This is a genomic window from Nannocystis pusilla, assembly GCF_026626665.1.
Classification (GTDB): Bacteria; Myxococcota_A; Polyangia; order Nannocystales; family Nannocystaceae; genus Nannocystis; species Nannocystis pusilla.
On the sequence record NZ_JAPNKE010000002.1, the window covers coordinates 6588629 to 6608913 of the forward strand.

Consider the following 20285-nt stretch of genomic DNA (forward strand, 5'->3'; position numbering starts at 1 on the left):
GTGGTGGACCTCCCGCGCCCCGGCTACCTTCGGCCGATGCCCACCTCGAACTATGCCCATTCGCTCGCGCTCCTCCTGCTCGCCGCCTGCCCCGGCGGCCAGGACGGCGAGACGGACGGCGCGCCCGCGACCACGAGCACAGAGACCACGACCGAGCCCACGACCGGCAGCACGAGCGGACCCCAGCAGACGACCCCCGACGCTCCCACGACGACCGGCGACCCCACGAACACCTCCACGGACACCACCGACACCACGGACATCACCAGCACCACCGGCACCACCACCGACGCGAGCGGCACGAGCACCGGCGACCCGGCGATGCTGCCCGCCGACATTTTAAAGCTGACGAACTGGAAGCTGACGCTCCCGGTCGACACCGATCATCCCGGCAGCCCCGACGAGATCGAACAACCCGAGCTGGCGACCTTCGCCGACCCGCTGTACTTCCACCTGAACGACGCGCGCGACGGCGTGGTGTTCCGCGCGCACGCGGGCGGCACCACCACCGACAACTCCGGCTACCCGCGCTCCGAGCTGCGCGAGATGATCGACCAGGGCGCCGACGAGGCCGCGTGGTCGTCCTCGCGGGGCACCCACCGGCTCTTCATCGACCAGGCCATCACCCACCTCCCCGTCGAGAAGCCCCACATCGTGGTCGGCCAGATCCACGACGACGAGGACGACGTGATCGTCTTCCGCCTCGAGGGCAGCAAGCTGTTCATCGACCTCGACGGCGACGACGGTCCCGTCCTGACCGAGGACTACCAGCTCGGCGACCGCTTCACCGTCGCCTTCGAGGTCAGCGACGATCACGTCGATTGCTACTACGACGACACCTTCATCTACAGCCACCCGCAGGCGTTCTCCGGCGCCTACTTCAAGGCCGGCGCCTACGTGCAGTCGTCCTGCCAGGGCGACAAGCAGGTCCCCGGCGAGTCGTGCGAGGCCTACGGCGAGGTCGTGATCTACGACGTGAGCGTCGAGCACACCTGAATCAGGCTCGCGGCCGCCCTGATGCACGAGCGCGCCGACCCGTTCGTCGCCTTCTCGGACCGCGCGTGCTAGGTTCCGCGCCGCATGTTCTCGGCGCCCCTGCTCGCCGTCGCCCTCTCGGCAGCGCCGACCGGTTTGTCGCCCGCACCGCTGCAGCCCGTCGACCCCTCGCCCGCGCCCGCCGCTCCGTCGCCCGCACCGCAGCCCGTCGCCCTCTCGACCGCGCCGACCGCTCCGTCGCCCGCACCGCAGCCCGTCGCCCTCTCGACCTCGCCGACCGATCCGTCGCCCGCACCGCCGCAGCGCGTCGACCTGCCCGAGCCGCGACCTGTCCCTCGGGTCACCCTCACCGAGGCGCCCCACCGTCCCTACTACGGCCTGCCGAAGCCACGCTTCGTCCCCGGCTTCCGGATCGGCGTCGGCCTCGGCGCCCGCCTCGCCGGCCAGCGCAGCGACAGGGCCCACTTCGCCCTCGACGCCCTGCTGTACGCCGGCGCCGGCCTGCACCGCGGCCGCAACCAGGCCGCCCTCGTCCCCGCGCTCGGCTACAGCCTCGGCGCCGGCAAGGTCACCCGCGAGCACCTCCTCCTCGCCGGCCTCGGCCTCGGCGTCCTCGGCAAGGACGACGCCTCGCTCGCCGTCGTCCCCGCCTTCGTCGTCGGCGTCGCCGAGCGCCAGCGCGCCCTCGGCGTCCGCACCTCCCTCGTCCTCGACACGGGCCGCCTCGGCGTCGTGCTCGAGGTCGCCCACCAGTACCTCCACCTCCCGACCGGCCACCGCCACGAGCTGCGGCTCATGTTCGGCCTCGACCTGATCCGGGTGTTCCGTTGACCGCCATGCTCCGCCGCGCCGCCTCGCTGGTCCTCGCCCCCGCCCTCGCCTGCGGTCCCTCGCTCGCGCAGCTCGAGCGCGGGCACCATTACGACGAGGCGATCTGCGGCGCCGCCGAGCGTGCTTTCCCCAAGGGACAGGTCGCAGAGGTCATCCGCCGCGCCCTCGACCCCGCGGTCCACGTCGCCGCCGTCCCGCGCGAGCAGCTCGCCGCGGCCCTCGGCGACGACGCGCCCGAGCTCGAGCGGTTCGTGCTGCTGCGGATCACCCACGACTCGAACACCATCCCGCTCGACCGCTACTCCGCCGACTTCACGCTGCGCAGCGACCGGCCCTTCGTCCGGGCGCAGCCCGACGGCGACCCGAACGGCGCCGCCGTCTCCGCCGTCAGGGTGTGGGACGACGGCAAGGTCGTCTCGCTCCAGCCGACCGACCTCCTGCGGCTCGCCACCGTCTTCGCGGAGCGCCTCCCCGGCCCGCACACCGTCCAGCCCGACGCGATCGACAAGGCCATTCACGCGGTCGGCACGATCGGCGCAGCGGTCGCGACCATCGCCACGCTCGGGCTCTTCGGCGGCCTCCTGCGCGGTCGCGGCGCCGGCCCGCAGCCGCGCACCGAGTACCCGACCGTCGCCGAGATCCGGCGCGCCGCCCCGCGTGCCACCCGGCTGTTCGACGCGGTGGCCCACCTGCAACCACCTGTCGAGGCAAGCCCGGCGCGCGCTGCCAGACCCTGGCCCTCGTCCCCCGCCCGCCCGACGAGTCCGCCGAGCTCGTCCTCGAGCTCCACCTCGGCTACGGCGCCAGCTTCGGCAGCGGGTGCCCGCTCGCCGACATCCACGAGAAGCTGCAGATCGCCCTGCCGCCCGGCCCGACCCTCGAGGCGCGCCTCGCCGCCGCGTTCGGCGACGACATGCACCGCCTCGCCCTCGCGCCGACGCCCCCGACCTCGCCGTAAACCATCACGCCGGCGTCCGATCGGCCTGCCCCTTCGGACATATCACGTCAGTCGCCGCTCGCGCGCCACGGATCGACGCCCCAGCGCATGAGCGGAGCTAACCGGGCTCCACCACGAGCCTGTCCGCCAAACGCCTCAGCTCGCGCACCCGACTGCGAGCGCTCCCGGCCTGTTCGAGCGCCTCCGCCAACGCTCGCGCCGCCTGGGCGTACGCGGCTTCCATTCCGATCCGCGTACTTGGGTTTGCGGAGAAGATCGAGACCGCCTCTTCCAAGAACGGAATGGCGAGCGAGGGCGCCCCGCCGGCCAGGTGCACGCGGCCGATGCCCAACGCCGGGAAGGCGCGCAGGACCGCCTCCTCCGGGGGCTCCCCCACGTAGAGCGCCGACAACCGCGCGAAGTAGGGCAACGCTTCGCGGCAGCGGCCCAGATCACACAGGCACTCGCCGATGTTCGTCAACAGCCCCGGTACATCCATGCTCACCGTCGTCTGCTGCTCGTCGTGAAGCCGCAGCAGCTCGATGCTCGTCTCGAGCATCGGCGAGACGGCGCCGCTGGCGAGATAGACATTCGTGAGCGCCAGGAGCGCCGCGACGCGATCCGGGTGACCGCGCGGCAGCTCCCTCGTGTATACCGCGAGCGCCCAGCGAGCCCGGCTCTCCGCGAGCTCCAGCGCTCCGGAGGCTCGCTCCGTCTCGGCTATCATGAGCTCCGCCGTCGCCACGCGCACGCTGCTCGGCCCATACGTCGCGGAGAGGATCGCTCGAGCGTGCTCGAGCGGCCCGATCGCCGCCGAATACCGCTGATCTTCCACCGCATCGATGCCGAGGTCGAGCTCGCAACGAGCGACCCACGGGTGCTCGGCGCCATAGCGGGTCGTGAGCTCCTCGCACAGCGCCCCCCGCAGCACGCGCCGCTCCTCCACCTCTCCAGCGCGACCGAGGCTGCTCGCCAGCGCCTCGCGAGCCCCGACGAGGCGCGGATGGTCGGCCGGAAGCACCTGGTTCAACGTGCGAATCACCGCGCGCCGGAGCGCCACCGCTTCCTGTACGCGATCCGGCTGCAGCTCGAGCAATTGGGCCCGAACCGACTGCAACGTCGCGCTCACCGTCGGCTCCGCCGCATCGACGACGGTGCTGTACGCGTGCTCGACCCACACTTCGGCGCCGGCCGTGTCGCCGAGCTCGAAGCCGTCCACGAGCGCCAGCTCGCTCCAGATCTCCCACAGCAGGTCCGGCCGGCCAGCCCTGGCGGCGCGATCGTATGCCGCGTGCAGCGCCCGGCGGGCGAGGTACGGCTCGCGCAGGAGGCGGCTCCGAACCCGCCCCAGCGACAGCCACAAATCGGCCTCCGCGCTGCGATCGGCGACGCGGATGCTCGCTCGGAGCGCGAGCTCGATCGCCGCCACCGCCTCCCGCCCTTGCTTCGTCGCCTCGAGCACCCTGGCGCGTGAAGCGAGCGCGGCCACCTCTCCGGAGAGGGGCGCGCTCGCGGTCGTCAGAGTGAAGCGACAGCGCTGCGGATCCGGCAACCCAGCCACCAGCGATTCGGCCTCCGCTGCGACCGCGGCGTCGCCCCTCGATAGTTGCGCCACGAGGTTCACGAGAGCGTCGCGCGCCCCCTCGAGACAGCGAATCCTCCCTCGAGCCGCGGTCTCGACTGGTCGCCCGGTGTCACCGACGATTGGCAGGCATCGTGACGTGCCCGCGCCCACACTCCCGCATAAACGTCGAGCGCCTCGACGACTCGGTCTCGGACGGTCGGTGCGAACGGGGCCGCGGTCGTGGCGATCGCAGTAGCGACGGCTGCGCGGCCCGCATCGTCCCACACGCCGACGAGCGCGGCCTCCGGCGCCGGGCAACCGATGAACTCGGCCGACGCCGGACTCAGTTGGTGTCCCGCCACCGCCGCCGCGATCATCGCCGGCACCCCGAGCGCGAACATCCGCGCTCGCCTGCGCCGGCCGAGCGCGCCCTCGATCTCGGCGATGAGCCGCGTCATCGCCGGATAGCGGTCCTCGGCTCGGAGCGCGAGACCTCGCGTCAGCAATCGGCACAGCCAGCGCGGCATGTGCTTCGCGTGCGGGAGCACCGGAGCGCGGCCTCCGGCCTGCGCACAGGCGAGTATCGCTTCGACGGTGAATGGCCGGCTGCCGTGAAGCGCCTCGTAGAGGGCGACGCAGAACGAGAACTGATCGCTACGGGCGTCACACGCCGCGCCGACCAGCTGCTCGGGCGACATATACGCGGGCGTCCCGGCCAGCGAGCCCGTGGTCGCAGTGGCGGACGAGGCCGAATCTTCGCTTTCGCTGGCCGTGGTGACCGTGCGGTCGGCGAGCCGTTCCCCGCGCGCCAGCCCGAAGTCCACGATCCGCACCCGACCGTCCTCGCCCACGAGCGCGTTCGCGGGCTTGAAGTCGCGATGCACGATGCCCGCGCGATGCGCCGCCGCGAGCCCGTGCGCGGCCTCGACGAAGCGGCGGAGGATGTCCTCGCTCTGCCTGGGTGCGCCGGCGAGCCAGTGCGCCATCGTCGTGCCGGGCACCAGCTCCATGACGATGAAGACGACCCCCGCGTGTTCACCGACCTCGAAGACCTGGACCACATTCGGGTGCGACAGCCTCGCCAGCGCCCTGGCCTCGCGGACCAGCCGGCCGTGTTCGCCCGGCGCCCGGGCGACCACCTCTGGACGGATCACCTTGAGCGCGACCCTGCGATCGAGCTGCTCGTCGTCCGCCGCATACACCACTCCCATGCCGCCTTGCCCGAGCGTCTCCCCGACGCGAAACCGGCCGATCTTGACGGTCTCCGACGGCTCGCCGAAGAGGCGCCACGCGATCCTGCGGCTCATCGCTTCGCCCTCGAGGTCGCGGCTCGGCGGACTGTGCATCCGCGAACTGGTCGGCTCACTGTCCATCGCAGACCCAGCGGCAGTATACGCCGTGTCGCGTAGCGACGGCCTGTGATAGGGTGAGCTCATGATGAGCGACGTCGAGCTGCTCCAGGCGTGGCGTTCGGGGGACCGTCGCGCCGGCAACGACCTCTTCAAGCGCCACTTCGACAGCATCCGCCGCTTCTTCCGCAACAAGGTCGACTTCGGAGTCGAAGACCTGGTCCAGCGGACCTTCGTCGCCTGCGTCGAGGGCCAGGAACGATTCCGCGAGGATTCGTCATTTCGCACCTACCTGTTCGGGATCGCCCATAACATCCTGCGAGAGTTCTTGCGGGCCAAGCAACGGGCCCCGGCGCCTCTCGACCTCGAGCAGACGTCCGCGATCGATCTCGGCGCCAGCCCGGTCTCCCTGTTGGCGCAGCGCTCCGAAGAGAAGCTCCTCCTTCACGCGCTGCGTCGTCTCCCGCTCGCATCCCAGATCATCCTCGAGTTGTATTATTGGGAGCAGATGACCGGCGGGGAGCTGGGCGTGCTGTTGAACGTCCCCGAAGACACCGCGCGCAGCCGCCTGCGAAAGGCCAAGCGTCAGCTCGAGCAGCTCATCCAGCAGCTCGAGTCCGACCACGAGAACCTCCACAGCACGCTGTCGGGCCTCGATCGGTGGGCGGCCGGCCTGCGCGACCAGCTGGCAATCTCGCGCTGAGGCCTCAAATGTGGAGACTGTCCATGAACGCCCGGATCGCCGGAGCCGGCGCCGCGAGGTTGTACTGGCACGGCAGGGTGTCGCCGCTGCACACCCCGCCATAATGGAGACCGACGACCTCCCCCGTGCTCGCATCGACCAGCAACGAGCCCGAGCTGCCGCCGAGCGTCGAGCAATCGTGCCACAGCTCGTCGGCAGCGACCTTGTGCAGCCTCCCAGGGGCGACTCGCTTGACATCGAACACCTCGCCGAAGACCCTGGTGATCAGGTCCTTCGGGTAGAACGCCGTCCGCTCGGCCGGATACCCGATGAGGCACACCTTCTGGTCCTCCCGCAGCTCTCCGGCGAACTTCACCAGCCCGCCGGGCGGCACCGCGGAACGGCGCGTCACGTCGATCTTCAGGAACGCGACGTGTAGCGCGTCGGACACGCCGAGCAGCTGCGTCACCTTGAACTCCTGGGACTGCGTCGTCCCCTTCTCCGCCACGAAATCGACGAACAGCTCGCCCTTGCCCAGCGTCTGCAGCTCGCGAAAATAGTGCCCCAGGTGACCTGCCGTGGCGATCACGTCCGGTCTCACCAGCCATGCCGTCCCCAGGTTCTCGATGCGCGGGGTGCCGGCGAGCTCGAAACGACCGACGCTCGCGATCGCCGGTTCGATGCGCGGTCGCGCGCTCACCAGCACTGGAGCCCACTTGCCGGACGACGGCGGGGCGAACGAACCGAGGCGCGTCGGAATGCTCGGGTTGTCGAAGTCGATGGGATGGATGTTGCGATAGATCAGATGGCACCCGCTTCCAGCGACGAGCGCGCCCTCGAGCCCCTCCGCGTCGAGCTCGGACAGCGGCTCCCTTCGATAGTGCTCCATCAATTTGTCCAGCGACACCCTCGCCCCGATGAATCTCTCTTCCGCCATGGTCCCCTCCGGCCGGGTAGTGACGAGGGTTCGCCGGACCGTCACGCGCGCCCGGCGAAATTTTTCGCGCGCGCCCGGGCCATCCGGCCGGCGTGACGGTTCACGGCGCCGGCGTCACTACCCGGCCGATCTCGCGGCGCGTGCCGCCACGAGACGAGCCCGAACGCAGCGATCGTGGACGAAAGGACGACATCATGGCGACGACCTGGTTATTGAAGGACGCGACCGGAGCCAGCCTCCCCAACCAGCCCCCGAGTGGCTCCCCGCTCGAGCTGAACTTCACGTCCGGAGGCGATGCCCACCTCCCGGGATTTTCGGCCGAGCTCATTTACCTCTGCGAGGTCACCGAGACCTCCGCGACGACGGTCACCATCCACCTGACCCCCGACATTTCCGGCTACTGGCTCTCGGAAGTGATGACGCGCCCGCGGGAGGACCCGTCGCACCCCGGCGATTATTCCTGGACGACCAACGGGGACGGGACGACGACCATCACCTTCGATGTCCCCGCGCTCACCAGCACGGAGACCTATAAATGGACGCTCGGCGAGCTCGAGCCGCCGATCGCCCTCAAGATGAAGGTCCGCGTGCATCGATAGCGGACGCCGGAGCGGCCGCGCGCCGGCGAAAAAAATCGCCGCCCCGCGTGACGGACCCCTGCTCGACTCTCACTCATGGATCGACGCGGCCGGCCGACTCCGTCCTATCGGCGGAGCGGCCGGGCCGCTTCCAGGATGCTCATGTCGCACAACACGCTCCAGATCTATCTCAACGAAATCATGTTCGACCGCGCGACCCTCGAGGTGATGCACGGCTACGTCGCCACCTTCGCCAGCGCCAGCGTCAAGACGCAGGACGACAAGGACGGCAAGGCCGGCAAGGCCGGCGACGACGACGACGAGTGCCGCTGCCAGATGTACATCAGCCCGATGTCCTTCCGCGTCCAGCGCGAGAACGTCGCCGGCCGCGCCGACCGGATCCACCAGTACGACGGAGACGGCCTGCTGCTGGCCTCCTTCCCCAGCAAGGACCTCGAGTCGATCTCGCTCACTTCTTTCTTCATCCGCGACCACAGCCGGTCGCGCGACACCGCCACCCTGCTGGACAACCTCTTCGAGGGCGAGGGGCAAGGCCAGGCTCTGGTCGACACCCTGCTCCCGCTGGTAAGGATGCTGCCCAACGGGGGGCTCGCCGCCTCCGCCGTGATCGGCCTCTTGCCCGACGTCGCGCGGCTCATCGCCCGCGTCCTCAAGAACCGCAGGGACGCGGTCAAGATCTACGCCGACGGCTCGCTCAATTTCGCGACCCCGCCAGGCAGGTCGACAGCGCCCAGGAGTGGGGCAAGAGCAGGAGCGACAAGGGCTACTTCAACACCACGTGGGACTTCTGCACCACGCGCGACCCGTACGCGCCGGTGCACCGCCTCACCCTCCCGAAGTCGCTCAAGGAGCGGCTCGGGATCCCCTGATCACCAAGGACCCGGCACGCCATGAAGATGACTTCTCGTCACGCCGAGCTGCTTCGGGCCGCCGTACCGCCCGTCGTCATCCTCATCCTCGTGCTGGGGGCCCTGTGGTTCGTCAACAGCCGCCTCTCGGACTGCCAAGCCTTCGAATGCATCATCCCCGCTCAGCGGGCCGAACCCGAGTTTGAGCTCTACGCGACGCACAGCGTCTTCAAGGGCCCCGACACCGACGAGTATCAGGTCTCGGGGACGTTCCTCCACGCCTCTTCGCGGGCGCTGCCCGCCGGCGAGGAGTTCATGGTGGTCCTGCTCGTCTACGACCGCAGCGGCGCCATGCTGCACATCGACCACCGTACGCTGGGAGACGGCGTCTTCACGTTCACCTTTCGGCTGCGAAGCGGCGTGTCGCCCGAAGTCATCAACCTCAGCGTCCGTCGCCGAAAGTGCCCGCCCGCGGACTCAGAGGGACAGCAGAACGAGAGCGAGCAGAAGACCGAGAAGAAGAAGACCGAGAAGAAGAAGACCGAGAAGAAGAAGACCGAGGTCACCGCACCCCGTGCCGCGCCCGCGCCGATCGGCGACAGTCAGCAATCTCAACAAAAGTGCGAGGTGCAGGCCCACTACCTCGCCAGCGCCACCATCGAGCTCCCCGCCGACACCTCGAAGAAGCCCACCTCGCGGCTCAGCCTCGAGAAGGACGGCAACACCCTACGTCTACTGTTCGCCATCTTCGCCGCCGGCCTGATGAGCATCGGCATCGTCCGCCTGCTCGACAGCCGATGGCGCTGGCAGAAGACCGTGCTGACGATGGTGATCTTCGGCCGTATCACCCTCGCCTGCTTCGCCGCGACGATGGCGGTCGTCATCCTCCGCGGCTATCACACCCTCACCTCCGGCGATCTCAAGTCCGAGCTGGTGTCGATCGGGCTCGGATACGTCCAGAAGGGCCGCTTCAGCGCGCTCGCCAGCGACGACTGGCTGTTCATGTTCGACATCCCGGCCCCGGCCAAGGACGGCACGATCGCGGCGCTCGGCGCCCCGGTATGGGTCATCATGTTCGCCACCCTCGGGGCCGGCATCATGGTCACCCGCTTCCTCCTCGACGAGATCCCCGAGGCCAAGATCGACAACGAGACCAACCGGCTCCGCGACCACTTCCTCGCCGTCGCGTTCGCCCCGCTCGGCGCGATCTTCGTCTACCAGGTCGCCAGCAAGCTCGACCTCGCCAACCGCGAGCTCATCGCCAGCTCCGCGCTCGCCTCCGGTCTCGCCATGGGTCACGTGCTCGATCGCTCGATCGCCTTCATCACCGAGCACTTCCCCGCTACCCCGGCGGCTTCGCCCCCGTCAGCGCCGGCCTCGGTGAGGCCGGCGGACGGCTCGCAAGCCAACGCGGGCGAGGCAAGCCCTCAGCAGAACGGGCACTCGCACACGATCCCTGGCGTCTGATCGTGGCACTCGGTGTGCGGCGGCGAAGCGTCGCAGATCTCCTGCCCGCATTCGCAGTCGATCTCGGGCGCGTCGCCGCAGGCGGCCGGCTTCGGCTCGCACACCTGGTAGGCGCCCTTCTGGGCCTTGAACACGCACACCAGCGGATCGGGGTCGGTCGCACAGGCGGCGCAGTCGGGGGCCCAGTTGCAGGCCTCGACCGGCGTGCACTGGCCGGACCAGCAGTCGCCGGCCACGCTCGGCAGCGTCCCGGGCGCGCAGTCGGGCGGCTGCGCATTGCAGGACACCGCGCTCGGGTTGCACGTCACCTTCTCGAAGGTACAGCGACCGAAGCGGCACACCGCCTGCTGCGGGCCGAGGTCGTAGGTGCTGCACACGTCGACGAAGCACTCCTGGACGTCGCAGGCGGGCGGCTGTTCGCCCACCGCGATCACGTCGCAGGTGCAGCAGTCGGTGAAGATCTCGCAGTCGCTGTCCTGCTCACAGGTCGCGCCCATCGGCTCGCCGGTCGTCTCGCTGGTGGACTCGCCGGTCGTGGTCGTCGTCTCGCCGCCGGTCTCGGTCGTCACCGCGCTGGTCGTCTCGCCGGTCGTCGCCGACGCCGCGGTGGTCTCGCTCGTCGCCGGCCCGGTCGACGTCACCGGCGTCATCGTCGTGGTCGTCGGGTCCGAGGCCGAGGTCGTCACGGCCTCGGTGGTCGCAGTCGTGGTCGTCGTGGTCGTGTCGCTCGACGTCTCGGTCGCGGTGTTCGGGCCGGACGACTCGGTGGTCGCCACCGTGGTCGCGGTGGTCGTCGCCGTCGAGTCGCCGCAGGCCGGGGAGAGAGCAGGAAGATCGCCGCGAGGGCGCCGGAGAACCGTGTATGGGAAGCCATGGGCACTCCTCTACCACAGCCCGCCAGGCCGACCAGGCGGCGGCAGCGAACCGCCCGCGAGCCGCGCGGCGCCGCCGTTCTCGGCCGTTTCCGGGCGTTTCCAGGGCCTCGGTGAGGAGCCCGCTGCGCCGCCTCACATGTGCCGGCGAAGGCGCGCTTGCCTCGCGCCTCACACCGCCCGACAATCGCCGCGCCATGGACAAGACCTACCCCAGCGCCGACGCGGCCGTCGCCGACCTGCGTGACGGCATCACCCTCATGAGCGGCGGCTTCGGCCTGTGCGGCAACCCCGAGAACTTGATCCAGGCGATCCATCGCAAGGGCGTCCGCGACATCGACCTCGTCAGCAACAACTGCGGCGTCGACGGCGTCGGCCTCGGCATCCTGCTCGAGGCCGGGCAGGTGCGCAGCATCACCGCCTCGTACGTCGGCGAGAACAAGACCTTCGAGAAGCTCTACCTGTCGGGCAAGCTCAAGGTCACGCTCGTCCCGCAGGGCACCCTGGCCGAACGGATCCGCGCCGGCGGGGCCGGCATCGGCGGCTTCTACACGCCCACCGGCTACGGCACCCCGATCGCCGAGGGCAAGGAGGTGCGCGAGATCGACGGCCGCTGGTACGTGCTCGAGGCGCCGCTCAAGGCCGACTTCGCCATCGTCAAGGCGTGGAAGGGCGACACCCACGGCAACCTGGTGTTTCGCCGCACCGCCAACAACTTCAACCAGGCGATGGCCACCGCCGCCAAGGTCACGATCGCCGAGGTCGAGGAGCTCGTCCCCGCCGGCGCGCTCGACCCCGACCACGTCCACACCCCGGGCATCTACGTCCAGCGCATCATCCTCGGCGAGCGCTACGCCAAGCCGATCGAGTTCCGGACCGTCCGGAGCGCCTGACCTTTTCGCCAGGTCCGAAGAGACAGATGCACGGCGGCCACCAGCGCATCGACGTCGAGTGGCTCGCGCTCGCCGCGGGCCTCAAGCCGGCGATCCGGATCGCCGCGACCGCGCTCGAGACGAGCGCGATCGCCGGGCGCTTCCAGGCCATGGGCGCCGCGGTCGTCACCGCGCGCGGGCCCGTGGGCGTCCACCGCCACGAGCACACTCTGGTGTACGTCGCCCGCGACCCGGAGGCCGCCGCCGCCGCCCGCGCCGCCGAGCGGCCGCTGCTGGCGACCCACCTGCCGCCGCGCGACAAGGCCTACTACGCCGGCGAGCTCGGCCGCCGCCTCGGCTACCCGCGCTGCTGCGTCGACGCCTTCACCGCGCGGATCCTCCGCGGCCCGGGCAAGCTGCGCGCGGGCGACCGCGACAGCGTGCACGAGGACTACGTCGCGGCCCACGACGCCTACGTCCCGAAGCCCGACTGGCGCCTCAACAACCTGCTCCTGCGCCAGCACCTGCGCCTCGTCACCTTCGAGCCGTGCCGCTACGACTGCGGCCTCGCCCTCGCCTTCGCCGCCGAGGTGCTGCGCCTGTGCCAGGCCAGCGACGGTCCCTCGGCACATGTCCTCGCGGACAGGTTGCAGCGCCCGCTCGTGCTCACCGCCGCGGGGCGCGCGCTGGGTCAAGCTCGAGCGCGGCGCCTCGGCGCGGGTGGTCGCCGCCGAGGCCCCGCGCGCCGGCGATCTCGCCGCGCGGCCCGACCCTGCCGACGAGGTGCTCGCGGCTCGCTTGCCGCGCCTCGCGCTGACCGAGCTCGGCGACCCGCCGCCGCTGCTCCTCGACTTCTCTGCCTGATCTCCAGTCTGCTGTTACCCTCCCACCCGGAAACCACGCCATGCCCCTGTCCCGCGAGCAGATCGTCCAGCGCGTCGCCCGAGAGCTTCGCGACGGCTACTACGTCAACCTCGGCATCGGCATGCCGACCCTCGTCGCCAACTACATCCCGGCCGGGATCGACGTCGTGCTCCACAGCGAGAACGGCCTGCTCGGCATGGGCCCTTTCCCGCGCGAGGACGAGGTCGACCCCGACCTCATCAACGCGGGCAAGCAGACCATCACCTTCCAGGCCGGGGCCTCGTTCTTCGGCAGCCACGACAGCTTCGCCATGATCCGCGGCGGCCACATCGACCTGTGCGTCCTCGGGGCCATGGAGGTCAGCGAGCGCGGCGACCTCGCCAACTGGATGATCCCCGGCAAGAAGGTCAAGGGCATGGGCGGCGCCATGGACCTCGTCGCCGGCGCCCGCCGCGTCATCGTCTGCATGGAGCACAACAACAAGGACGGCGAGCCCAAGCTGGTCAAGACCTGCGCCCTCCCGCTCACCGGCAAGGCCGTCGTCCACGAGGTCGTCACCGACCTCGGCTATTTCAAAACGGGGCCCAAGGGCCTGTTCCTCGTCGAGATCGCCCCGGGCCACACGCTCGACGAGGTCCGCGCCCGCACCGGCTGCGAGGTCCACGTCGAGGGCGAGCTCGCCACCGTCGCCGTGAGCTGAACCTTCGGGCATGCCCGAAGAGACATGCTTCTAGGGGCATGCTCTTCGGGGCATGTCTTGCCGCGGACGACCGCCCTCGCGGGTTCGACCCGAGGCTTCACCCGTCGCGGCCGCGGCTCACTGGCAGGCGATCGCCAGGGCCTCGCACTCGCCCGCGGGCGGCGGGTTCGTAGCGCCCATGATCTGCCAGGCGCACCCCTGGCAAGCGTCTTCGTCGTTTGCGCAGTCAAACATCGCCGCGCAGGTGGTCTCGGCGCACTCCCGCAGGTCTTGTAGCTTGAGCATCTCCGCGGGAGAAAGCTCGTCGAGGCAGCCGATGAAGAGACACTCGTTCACGTCGTATTCGGGCGGGGTCGGGTCCGGCACCTGGATGAGGCAATGAATCATGCACGAGATGCCCTCCCGGCAGGACCTTTGCGCCTTACCCCCGGTTGTCGTGAGTTCCTCGGCCGCGGTGCTCGTGCTCCCCGGCATGCTCGTCGTCGGTGTCTCGCCCGTCGTCGTCTCCGCCGTCGTCGTCCCGCCGCCCGCCGTCGTCGACGTGACCCCCTCGGTGCTCGTCACGGGCCCGGCCGTGTCGGACGAAGTGGTCTGCGGCTCACAGTCGCCGATGCAGTGTTCGTTCGAGCCGCAGCCGGCGAGCGCCGCGGTCGAGAGGGTCAGGAAATAGGTCAGGCGATGAAGCATGAAGCGTGTGTGCCCCCGTGGCCCCGCTTCCGTTCGCCGATTTTCGCCCGACGCCGATCCTCGCGCGAGCGCACGCGCTAGCACCGCGCCTGCATCAGTGCGAACCCTGGCTCGCCAGGACCGCGACGCGGAGCCCCCGAGCGCACTGGCGGCCCGCGCACGGCGATCGGCAGAACCTGCCGGAGGTCGGTCGGCAGAAACTTCCGCTCGTCCTCGTCGTCGCCGCAACCCCGCGAGATCAGCGGGCCCCGAGCGGGCACGGCGAGTGAACAGCGGTCCGTCGAGGAGACGACGAAGACCTCGCTCGTCGGACCGCCATGAGCCACAGCAATCCCGTTCACGAAGGCATCGATCGCACCTACGCCCGCTTCGTCCGCGAGCTGCCCGCAGATCTCGCCGCGATCGCGCACGACCTCCCGCATCGGCTGGGGCTCACGCCGAACCCCGGCACGCCGTGGAGCCGCGTCTTTAATAATGGGGCGGTGCTCGGCTTGCCGATGCTGCTCTTCGCCGATCCGTCGCGCATGCCCCCGGAGATCGCCCGCACCGCCGCCGCGGCCCACCTGTTCGCCATCATCGGCGCGTTCGCCCACGACAGGATCGACGACGGCCAGGTCGTCGTCGGCCTGCGCGAGCGGGCGATCATCGACCGCCTCGACCGGGCCCGCGACGCCGCGCTGGCTCCGCTGCGCGCGCTGGCCCCCTCGTTCATCCGCGACTTCGCGTGGGCCGAGCGGATGACCAGCGAATCGGTCGCAGAGGAGCGCGCGACGGCGGCGGGCCAGGAGCCCGCGACGCTGGAGCGCTACCTCGCGGTCGCGTGGAAGAAGCAAGGCCTCGCGTTCCCGGCCGCGCTGGCCGCCGCCGCCGCCGGCCTCCCTGCCGAGGCGCAACTGCTGGTCGAGGCCGTGGTCGCCGGCGCAGCGCTCGGCCTGCAATACCGCGACGACGTCGTCGACTGGGAAGACGACCTCGTGCACGGCTTCGCCTGGGCCCCGGCCGTGTTCGCGTCGGCCGCCACGGCGCCCGCCTCGGCCGCGACCCTGGCCGCGCGCCTGCACGCCAGCGGCGGCCTCGTGCGCATGCTCGGGATGTCGAGCGCGGCCTTCGGCTCGGCCGCCAACGCGGCCGCCGCTCTCGGCGCGGAGGCCCTGGCGACGTGGGCCCGCGAACAAGCCGAGCTCACCGCCGAGCTCGCGCGCCGCGAGGCCGCCAGCCCCGGCTTCGCGGTCGCCTGGGAGCGCGAGCGCAAGGCCCGACGCGAGCGCCAGCAAGCCCTCGCGGCCGCGGCGGCCTGACCGTCGCGTGCGAGGACTGGTTTTGAACAATGGCATGTTCTAAAGCACAGTCTGACATCCTGGTTCGTATGTCTCTCCGGACAGCTGGCTCGCCGGTCGTCCGCGTCGCCTGCGCTGGCCTCGCAGCCGCCCGCCGAGCTCGAACGCGTAAGTCGTTCGACCAGCTCGGACTCGCTCGGCTTTGGCTCTCTTCATTCACGGCCCCCGGGCCGGACAGGGCAGTTTCGCGACTTGATGGCCTATACCGAATCGATTAGCCTCGCCAAGGCTGAGCGGGTGTTGCTCGTTCGTCAGCGCCTCCGGAGATACGATCGATGTCGTCTTTCGCGCCCCTGAGTCGTATTCGTCAAACTGTGGCCGAAGTTCCCCGCCGCCCAGGCAAGGCGCCTCTTCTCGTCCAGACGAAGCTGAAAGTGAGCACCCCGGAGAGCCCTGACGAGAAGCAGGCGGAGGCGGTGGCGGACAGGGTGATGCATGCGCCGGAAACATCATGCACAGCCTGCGGTGAGCAACCAAAGAAGAGTCCGTGTGCGGCCTGCCGCGAGGAGGAGCCTCGCAACGAGCATTTGAGCGTCTCTCTGAAGCCAGCGTCGCCCGCACCGCCGGCGCAATCGGGCGAGACCGGCGCAATCGTCGCCGACGCGCTGCGCTCCCCGGGCTACCCGATCCCCCTCCAGGAACGACGATTCATGGAGAGCCGCCTCGGTCATGACTTCGGGGCGGTCAGAATTCATGACGGCCCCGCAAGCCGCGCCGCAGCCTCACATCTGGGCGCCCGTGCGTTCACGGTCGGCGAGCACGTAGGCCTGGCCTCCGGAGAGCACCTGCACGGCAGCCAGGGCCGGCGCTTGCTCGCTCATGAGCTCACCCACGTCGTTCAGCAGCGCCAGCGTCCCGGTGGCGAGGTCCACCGATTAGCCAACATCTGCAGCGACGAGCAAAAGGCGAAGTTCAAGACCGCTCACGCCACCGCAACGGCCTATCTCGACAGAGCCCTGAAGGCGGCGCGGACCATGCCGAGCGCGGGCGCCAAGTCTCGCCCCGATCAATTCGCAGCGCTCGCGCAGCAGACCTTCGGTAATACCGTCGATGTCGAGGCTGTCAAGACTCATCTCCGGTCGATGTCCGCAGAGCTCGGCGCTCTGACGAGTATGCGAGTGAGCAAAGAGGGACGATGACGCAGAATCCCGTGGTCTGTAACCCCGACAAAGAAACTTATGATTGCACCAACAATTTTGCCGGCGGTGAGTGGACTGGGTTCAAGCGGCTGTTCCTGTGCCCGTCGTTCTTCGGGCTCAACACCGTGCAGAGCGCGCTCGTCGTCATCCATGAATCCGTGCATATCGCCGGCATCTCTTTAAAAAACGACGCCTACTTTCACTCACGGCTGGCGCATGAGCTCCCGCTCATCTCTGCGAGCACCGCTGCGAGCAATCCGGACACCCTGACCTCGTTCGTTTATCGTCTCGCTACGGGGAACAAATTTCAAAACAAGGTGCTGCAAGAGCCCATTCAAGACAGGTTCGTCGGCGACTTCTCCGACGCCCAGCGAGCCTTTCTTCGGCAAAGCCTCGCCTGGGCGGAGGCCAAGCTGGACGTGACGCTCACCGCCCTGAACGAGATCCGGACGAACGACGGCGGTGGACAGGCCGGGCAGCTCCTGAAAGGGTCCGATCTGTCCGCGAAGCTCGGCATCGACTTCGAGAGTATTTCGGGGCTCACGGAGGCCGGGCAAGCCGCGCTCGCGACGACCATCGAACGGCTCGAAACCGCATATATCGCACTTTCATCGAGAGTACAGTTCCGGCGTCCTCCAGCGTCCCCCCCACCGGCCGAAGGCACGCTGCCGACTGCGGGTATTCCGGTCGCGTGGAGAGGATCGGCCTTCATGATCGATCCGGACTATATTCAGGGCTCCAGCGCCTTCAACTTCGCTAGCGTCCTTGCGGATGCAGTCTTGCGTGGTGAACACCGCTGGGACCAGGAGATCTCCCCGATGGCACAGCTCCTTGAGCTGTTGATGCGCACCGATACGAAGGGGCGCGACTTACTGCCCCGGCGCTGATCGCTGCTCGCCGAGCGTAGGTTTCGTGACCGCCGGCTCGGCGCTCGGACTCGGCAGCAGGGTCGGCCGCGGACGGACCGCCGCCCAGCCGTTGCCGAGCTCCCCGTGGGTGTTCTTGCCGCCCCAGCACACCACCTCGTCTCCTTCGACGAGAGCACACGCGTGGGACGTGCCCGCCGCGAGCGCCAGCGCCGGACGACGGACATGGGGGACGGTTCGCAGCTCGGCCGGGTTCTCCGCGGACCAGTCACCCCAACACACCACCTCTCGCTCCGGCCGGGTGATCGCGCAGGTCAGGTCGAAATCGGTCGAGACCGCGAAGTAGCGCCCCGGCACGGGCTGCAGCGGATGTCGCACGTTCGTGCGCTCCCCCGACCCGATCTGACCGGCCTTGTTGCATCCGCCGCAACGGAGCGCACCGGACCGATCGAGCGCGCAGACATGGCACCCGCCCACGGCGATCGCCGCGACGTCGGTGAGTCCTGCGCCATCGATACAATCGGAGGGTCGTCCGAGGCAATGGAGGCGGCCCTCGTTCGTGCGCACGTAAAGCGCCTCGCTCAGGCTGGCCACGACCTCGACCGCGCCCGGGATCGCGAAGCCGTCGAAGTCGAGGTCGCGGTCCTCGTACTTGCTCCAACAGCGGCCGCGCCCGTCGGGTCCGACGGCGCAGGCACGCCGGCTCCCGACCGTCACGCTGGATGCGCCGCGAACGGGCGGGAGCGGGGCCCGCCACCGCTTGTCGGGCTGGCGACGAGCTGTCATCGCGCTGAATCGCGTCTCACGACAACGTACCTCGCCCGCCTCGGTGCGCACGCACATCGCGTCGTCTTGCGCCGCGAGTTCGCGGGCCCCTTCGATCCGGCCGACCGCGTGCGGTCGGGTCCAGGCCTGCTCCGTCCCCCAGCAACGAATCTCCCCGTCGTTCAGGAGCGCGCAGCTCGACTCCGTCTTTGCCACGAGCTGCCGCACATTGGGCAATCGCAGAGAACCGGGACGACCCGCGCTGGCGCTCGCCACACCGTCGCCGAGCTGTCCCTCGCGGTCCCGGCCCCAACACCACATCGTGTCGTCGCGCCCGCGGGCACAAACCTGCCAGGGACCGCCGTACAGCGCCGCGACCGCCGGCAAGCCTTCGATCCGGTGCGCCTCACCGTCCTTCGTCACGCCGGCGACCGGCGGCCAGGGGACATTCCCCCAGCAGACCACGTCCTCGCCGGTCCGCAACGCGCAGGCGTGACTGTCCCCCACCACCACCTGCGCGGCCGGCGACGCGAGGTCGGGCACCTCGTCGAGGCGAAAGTCGATACCCTCACCCCTTTCGATGCTCCAGCAACGAACCGCGCCCGCCGTCGTGACTGCACACAGTCGCTCCCCGCCGGCCGCGATCGTCCGGGCGTCATCCAGCTCGGGCACGCGCCGGATCGTCGGCGTCTCCGTCGCTAGCGCGTGCGACCAGCACGACACTCGACCGTCCCTGTGGAGCGCGCACTCGAAGGTCGAACCGGAGGCCGCACCCACGACGTCGGCGATGCCTGGCATCGGCGCGCCGAACCGCGTCGTCATCGAACCATCGGCTCGGACGAGCATCCGCGTTTCACCAGGGGTGAGCCGAACCGCGCCGCCATCGAGGCGAAGCGGCTCCGGATTCGCCGCGTGCCGCCAACACCACACATCGCCGCTGCGGGTGAGCGCGCACGCCTCCAGCCGCGCGACGACCACCTCGAGCGCCGCCTCCACGCCCGGTACATACGCAGGCGCGACACCCATCCCCCGGCACGACACCCGCCCGCTCCGGTGGACGGCGCAGCTCATTCGTTCGTCGAGACCCACGTGCACGAAGGGGTCCGCCGTCGTCGCCCCGCCGGGCTTCCGCACGGATGCCGGGTCCGGCAGGGCCGGGCCGCGCGACAGCGCTGCCGCCCGACAGGCGACCGAGCCGCTCAAGAGCACGAGGCCCAACGCGCTGCACCTGACCTTATCGAACCGCACGCCCATCCTATCCCGTCCTGAACGGCCTCACGGCGCCTTGCGCAGCTCCTCGAGCACGCCCCGGCTCACCTGCTTGAGCGTCTCGAACACGCCGATCCCGCGCGCCGCGATCGCCTCGCCGTCGGGGTGCTGCCACGGATTGATCGCCCGGCGCAATTGCTCGACCGGCAGCGCCCCCGCGACGTCGCGCTTGTTGTACTGGAACACCGCCGGCAGCTTGCCGAGGTCGAGCCCGCGGGCGCTCACCTCGGTGTTCAGCTTCTGCACCCAGGCGACGTTGTCGAGCAGCGCGGTCGGGCTCGAGTCGGCGATGAACACGACGCCGTCGGGCGGGCCGCTGCCGAGCTCGTCGAACACGTGCCGCGTCCACGCGCCGTCGCTGGGGCAGCGGAGCAGGGCGAACACGGTCGCGTAGCCGCGCAGCTCGCCGAGCGCCAGCGGGAAGCCGACGCTCGTCTCCTTGGCCGCCGGCGGCCGATCGGGCGGGCTGGTGCGGCGATGGACTTCCTCGAGGTTCGCCCACTTGCCGGCGGCCGGCGGGCCCCAGTAGACGATCTTCGCGTAGATCCGCCGCGCCTCGTGGTCGATGCTCGCCATGCTGCCGCGAGTATATCGGCTCCCGCCGCCGGCTCGCCGGCCCGGCTCCACCGACCGCGGCCGCGTCGCCGTGCTCGTCGGCCTCGCGCCGTGCGCCCTGGGCAGGTCGGCGAGCCTTCGCTATGGTC

General features: G+C 70.0%; 22 protein-coding genes. 14 read left to right on the forward strand and 8 right to left on the reverse strand.

Annotated features, from left to right (window positions below):
* Positions 1-36: 36 nt before the first annotated feature.
* The 3 genes from OV079_RS29060 to OV079_RS29070 all read left to right on the forward strand — a co-directional run bounded on the left by OV079_RS29060 (position 37) and on the right by OV079_RS29070 (position 2876).
* Positions 37-996, forward strand: coding sequence for a polysaccharide lyase family 7 protein (locus OV079_RS29060; RefSeq protein WP_267772208.1), 960 nt, complete (start codon positions 37-39; stop codon positions 994-996).
* An 84-nt stretch (positions 997-1080) separates the two neighbouring features.
* On the forward strand, positions 1081-1827 hold the full coding sequence (locus OV079_RS29065; protein WP_267772209.1) for a hypothetical protein: 747 nt from the start codon (positions 1081-1083) through the stop codon (positions 1825-1827).
* A 5-nt stretch (positions 1828-1832) separates the two neighbouring features.
* Positions 1833-2876 carry a hypothetical protein gene (locus OV079_RS29070; RefSeq protein WP_267772210.1) on the forward strand — a complete coding sequence of 348 codons (1044 nt, stop codon included), beginning with the start codon at positions 1833-1835 and terminating at the stop codon, positions 2874-2876.
* A 6-nt stretch (positions 2877-2882) separates the two neighbouring features.
* On the opposite strand, the gene OV079_RS56325 is transcribed toward OV079_RS29070, so the two are convergent.
* Both OV079_RS56325 and OV079_RS29080 read right to left on the reverse strand, forming a co-directional pair.
* Positions 2883-3983, reverse strand: a complete 1101-nt coding sequence (locus OV079_RS56325) for a tetratricopeptide repeat protein (RefSeq protein ID WP_267772211.1) — start codon at positions 3981-3983, stop codon at positions 2883-2885.
* 401 nt (positions 3984-4384) lie between these two features.
* Positions 4385-5635: a serine/threonine-protein kinase gene (locus OV079_RS29080; RefSeq protein WP_267772212.1), complete on the reverse strand. Its 1251-nt coding sequence runs from the start codon at positions 5633-5635 to the stop codon at positions 4385-4387.
* Positions 5636-5762: 127 nt separating this feature from the next.
* On the opposite strand from OV079_RS29080, the gene OV079_RS29085 reads away from it, so the two are divergent.
* Positions 5763-6380 (forward strand): RNA polymerase sigma factor, encoded by a 618-nt coding sequence (locus OV079_RS29085; RefSeq protein WP_267772213.1) that lies wholly within the window; start codon positions 5763-5765, stop codon positions 6378-6380.
* Positions 6381-6384: 4 nt separating this feature from the next.
* Here the strand turns inward: OV079_RS29085 and OV079_RS29090 are convergent, their stop codons facing one another.
* The gene (locus OV079_RS29090) at positions 6385-7341 is read right to left on the reverse strand and encodes a trypsin-like serine peptidase (protein WP_267772214.1); all 957 of its coding nucleotides are present in this window, start codon (positions 7339-7341) and stop codon (positions 6385-6387) included.
* A 149-nt stretch (positions 7342-7490) separates the two neighbouring features.
* Here OV079_RS29090 and OV079_RS29095 point away from each other — a divergent pair, with 149 nt between their 5' ends.
* From OV079_RS29095 to OV079_RS29105, 3 genes are all read left to right on the forward strand, one after another.
* On the forward strand, positions 7491-7895 hold the full coding sequence (locus OV079_RS29095) for a hypothetical protein (RefSeq protein ID WP_267772215.1): 405 nt from the start codon (positions 7491-7493) through the stop codon (positions 7893-7895).
* A 180-nt stretch (positions 7896-8075) separates the two neighbouring features.
* Positions 8076-8789: a hypothetical protein gene (locus tag OV079_RS29100; RefSeq protein WP_267772216.1), complete on the forward strand. Its 714-nt coding sequence runs from the start codon at positions 8076-8078 to the stop codon at positions 8787-8789.
* Positions 8786-10210, forward strand: coding sequence for a hypothetical protein (locus OV079_RS29105; RefSeq protein WP_267772217.1), 1425 nt, complete (start codon positions 8786-8788; stop codon positions 10208-10210). Before OV079_RS29100 ends, OV079_RS29105 begins: the two co-directional genes overlap by 4 nt.
* Here the strand turns inward: OV079_RS29105 and OV079_RS29110 are convergent.
* The gene (locus OV079_RS29110; protein ID WP_267772218.1) at positions 10171-10986 is read right to left on the reverse strand and encodes a hypothetical protein; all 816 of its coding nucleotides are present in this window, start codon (positions 10984-10986) and stop codon (positions 10171-10173) included. The two genes, OV079_RS29105 and OV079_RS29110, sit on opposite strands and share 40 nt — an antisense overlap.
* Positions 10987-11279: 293 nt before the next feature.
* Here OV079_RS29110 and OV079_RS29115 point away from each other — a divergent pair, with 293 nt between their 5' ends.
* Positions 11280-11975: a CoA transferase subunit A gene (locus OV079_RS29115; RefSeq protein WP_267741658.1), complete on the forward strand. Its 696-nt coding sequence runs from the start codon at positions 11280-11282 to the stop codon at positions 11973-11975.
* Here OV079_RS29115 and OV079_RS29120 read toward each other — a convergent pair.
* Entirely contained in the window at positions 11933-12586 is a 654-nt protein-coding gene (locus OV079_RS29120) for a hypothetical protein (RefSeq protein ID WP_267772219.1), read from the reverse strand. The genes OV079_RS29115 and OV079_RS29120 overlap by 43 nt on opposite strands.
* Between OV079_RS29120 and OV079_RS29125 the strand changes: the two genes are divergently transcribed.
* Together OV079_RS29125 and OV079_RS29130 are read left to right on the forward strand one after the other, a co-directional pair.
* Complete coding sequence (locus OV079_RS29125; protein ID WP_267772220.1) at positions 12585-12818, forward strand: hypothetical protein; 234 nt, start codon at positions 12585-12587, stop codon at positions 12816-12818. The two genes, OV079_RS29120 and OV079_RS29125, sit on opposite strands and share 2 nt — an antisense overlap.
* 40 nt (positions 12819-12858) lie before the next feature.
* On the forward strand, positions 12859-13518 hold the full coding sequence (locus tag OV079_RS29130; protein ID WP_267772221.1) for a CoA transferase subunit B: 660 nt from the start codon (positions 12859-12861) through the stop codon (positions 13516-13518).
* 117 nt (positions 13519-13635) lie between these two features.
* Here OV079_RS29130 and OV079_RS29135 read toward each other — a convergent pair whose 3' ends face one another.
* Complete coding sequence (locus OV079_RS29135) at positions 13636-13905, reverse strand: hypothetical protein (protein WP_267772222.1); 270 nt, start codon at positions 13903-13905, stop codon at positions 13636-13638.
* Here OV079_RS29135 and OV079_RS29140 point away from each other — a divergent pair.
* From OV079_RS29140 to OV079_RS29155, 4 genes are all read left to right on the forward strand, one after another.
* Complete coding sequence (locus tag OV079_RS29140) at positions 13904-14188, forward strand: hypothetical protein (protein ID WP_267772223.1); 285 nt, start codon at positions 13904-13906, stop codon at positions 14186-14188. The genes OV079_RS29135 and OV079_RS29140 overlap by 2 nt on opposite strands.
* Positions 14189-14522: 334 nt before the next feature.
* Positions 14523-15503 carry a hypothetical protein gene (locus OV079_RS29145; RefSeq protein WP_267772224.1) on the forward strand — a complete coding sequence of 327 codons (981 nt, stop codon included), beginning with the start codon at positions 14523-14525 and terminating at the stop codon, positions 15501-15503.
* A gap of 413 nt (positions 15504-15916) precedes the next feature.
* A complete protein-coding gene (locus OV079_RS29150) occupies positions 15917-16681 on the forward strand; it encodes an eCIS core domain-containing protein (RefSeq protein ID WP_267772225.1) in 765 nt (254 codons plus the stop codon).
* Entirely contained in the window at positions 16678-17568 is an 891-nt protein-coding gene (locus tag OV079_RS29155) for a M35 family metalloendopeptidase (protein WP_267772226.1), read from the forward strand. The genes OV079_RS29150 and OV079_RS29155 overlap by 4 nt, the downstream gene beginning before the upstream one ends.
* Here OV079_RS29155 and OV079_RS29160 read toward each other — a convergent pair.
* Entirely contained in the window at positions 17551-19308 is a 1758-nt protein-coding gene (locus OV079_RS29160) for an RCC1 domain-containing protein (RefSeq protein WP_267772227.1), read from the reverse strand. The two genes, OV079_RS29155 and OV079_RS29160, sit on opposite strands and share 18 nt — an antisense overlap.
* Before the next feature lie 279 nt (positions 19309-19587).
* On the reverse strand, positions 19588-20157 hold the full coding sequence (locus tag OV079_RS29165; RefSeq protein ID WP_267772228.1) for a gliding-motility protein MglA: 570 nt from the start codon (positions 20155-20157) through the stop codon (positions 19588-19590).
* Positions 20158-20285: the final 128 nt, after the last annotated feature.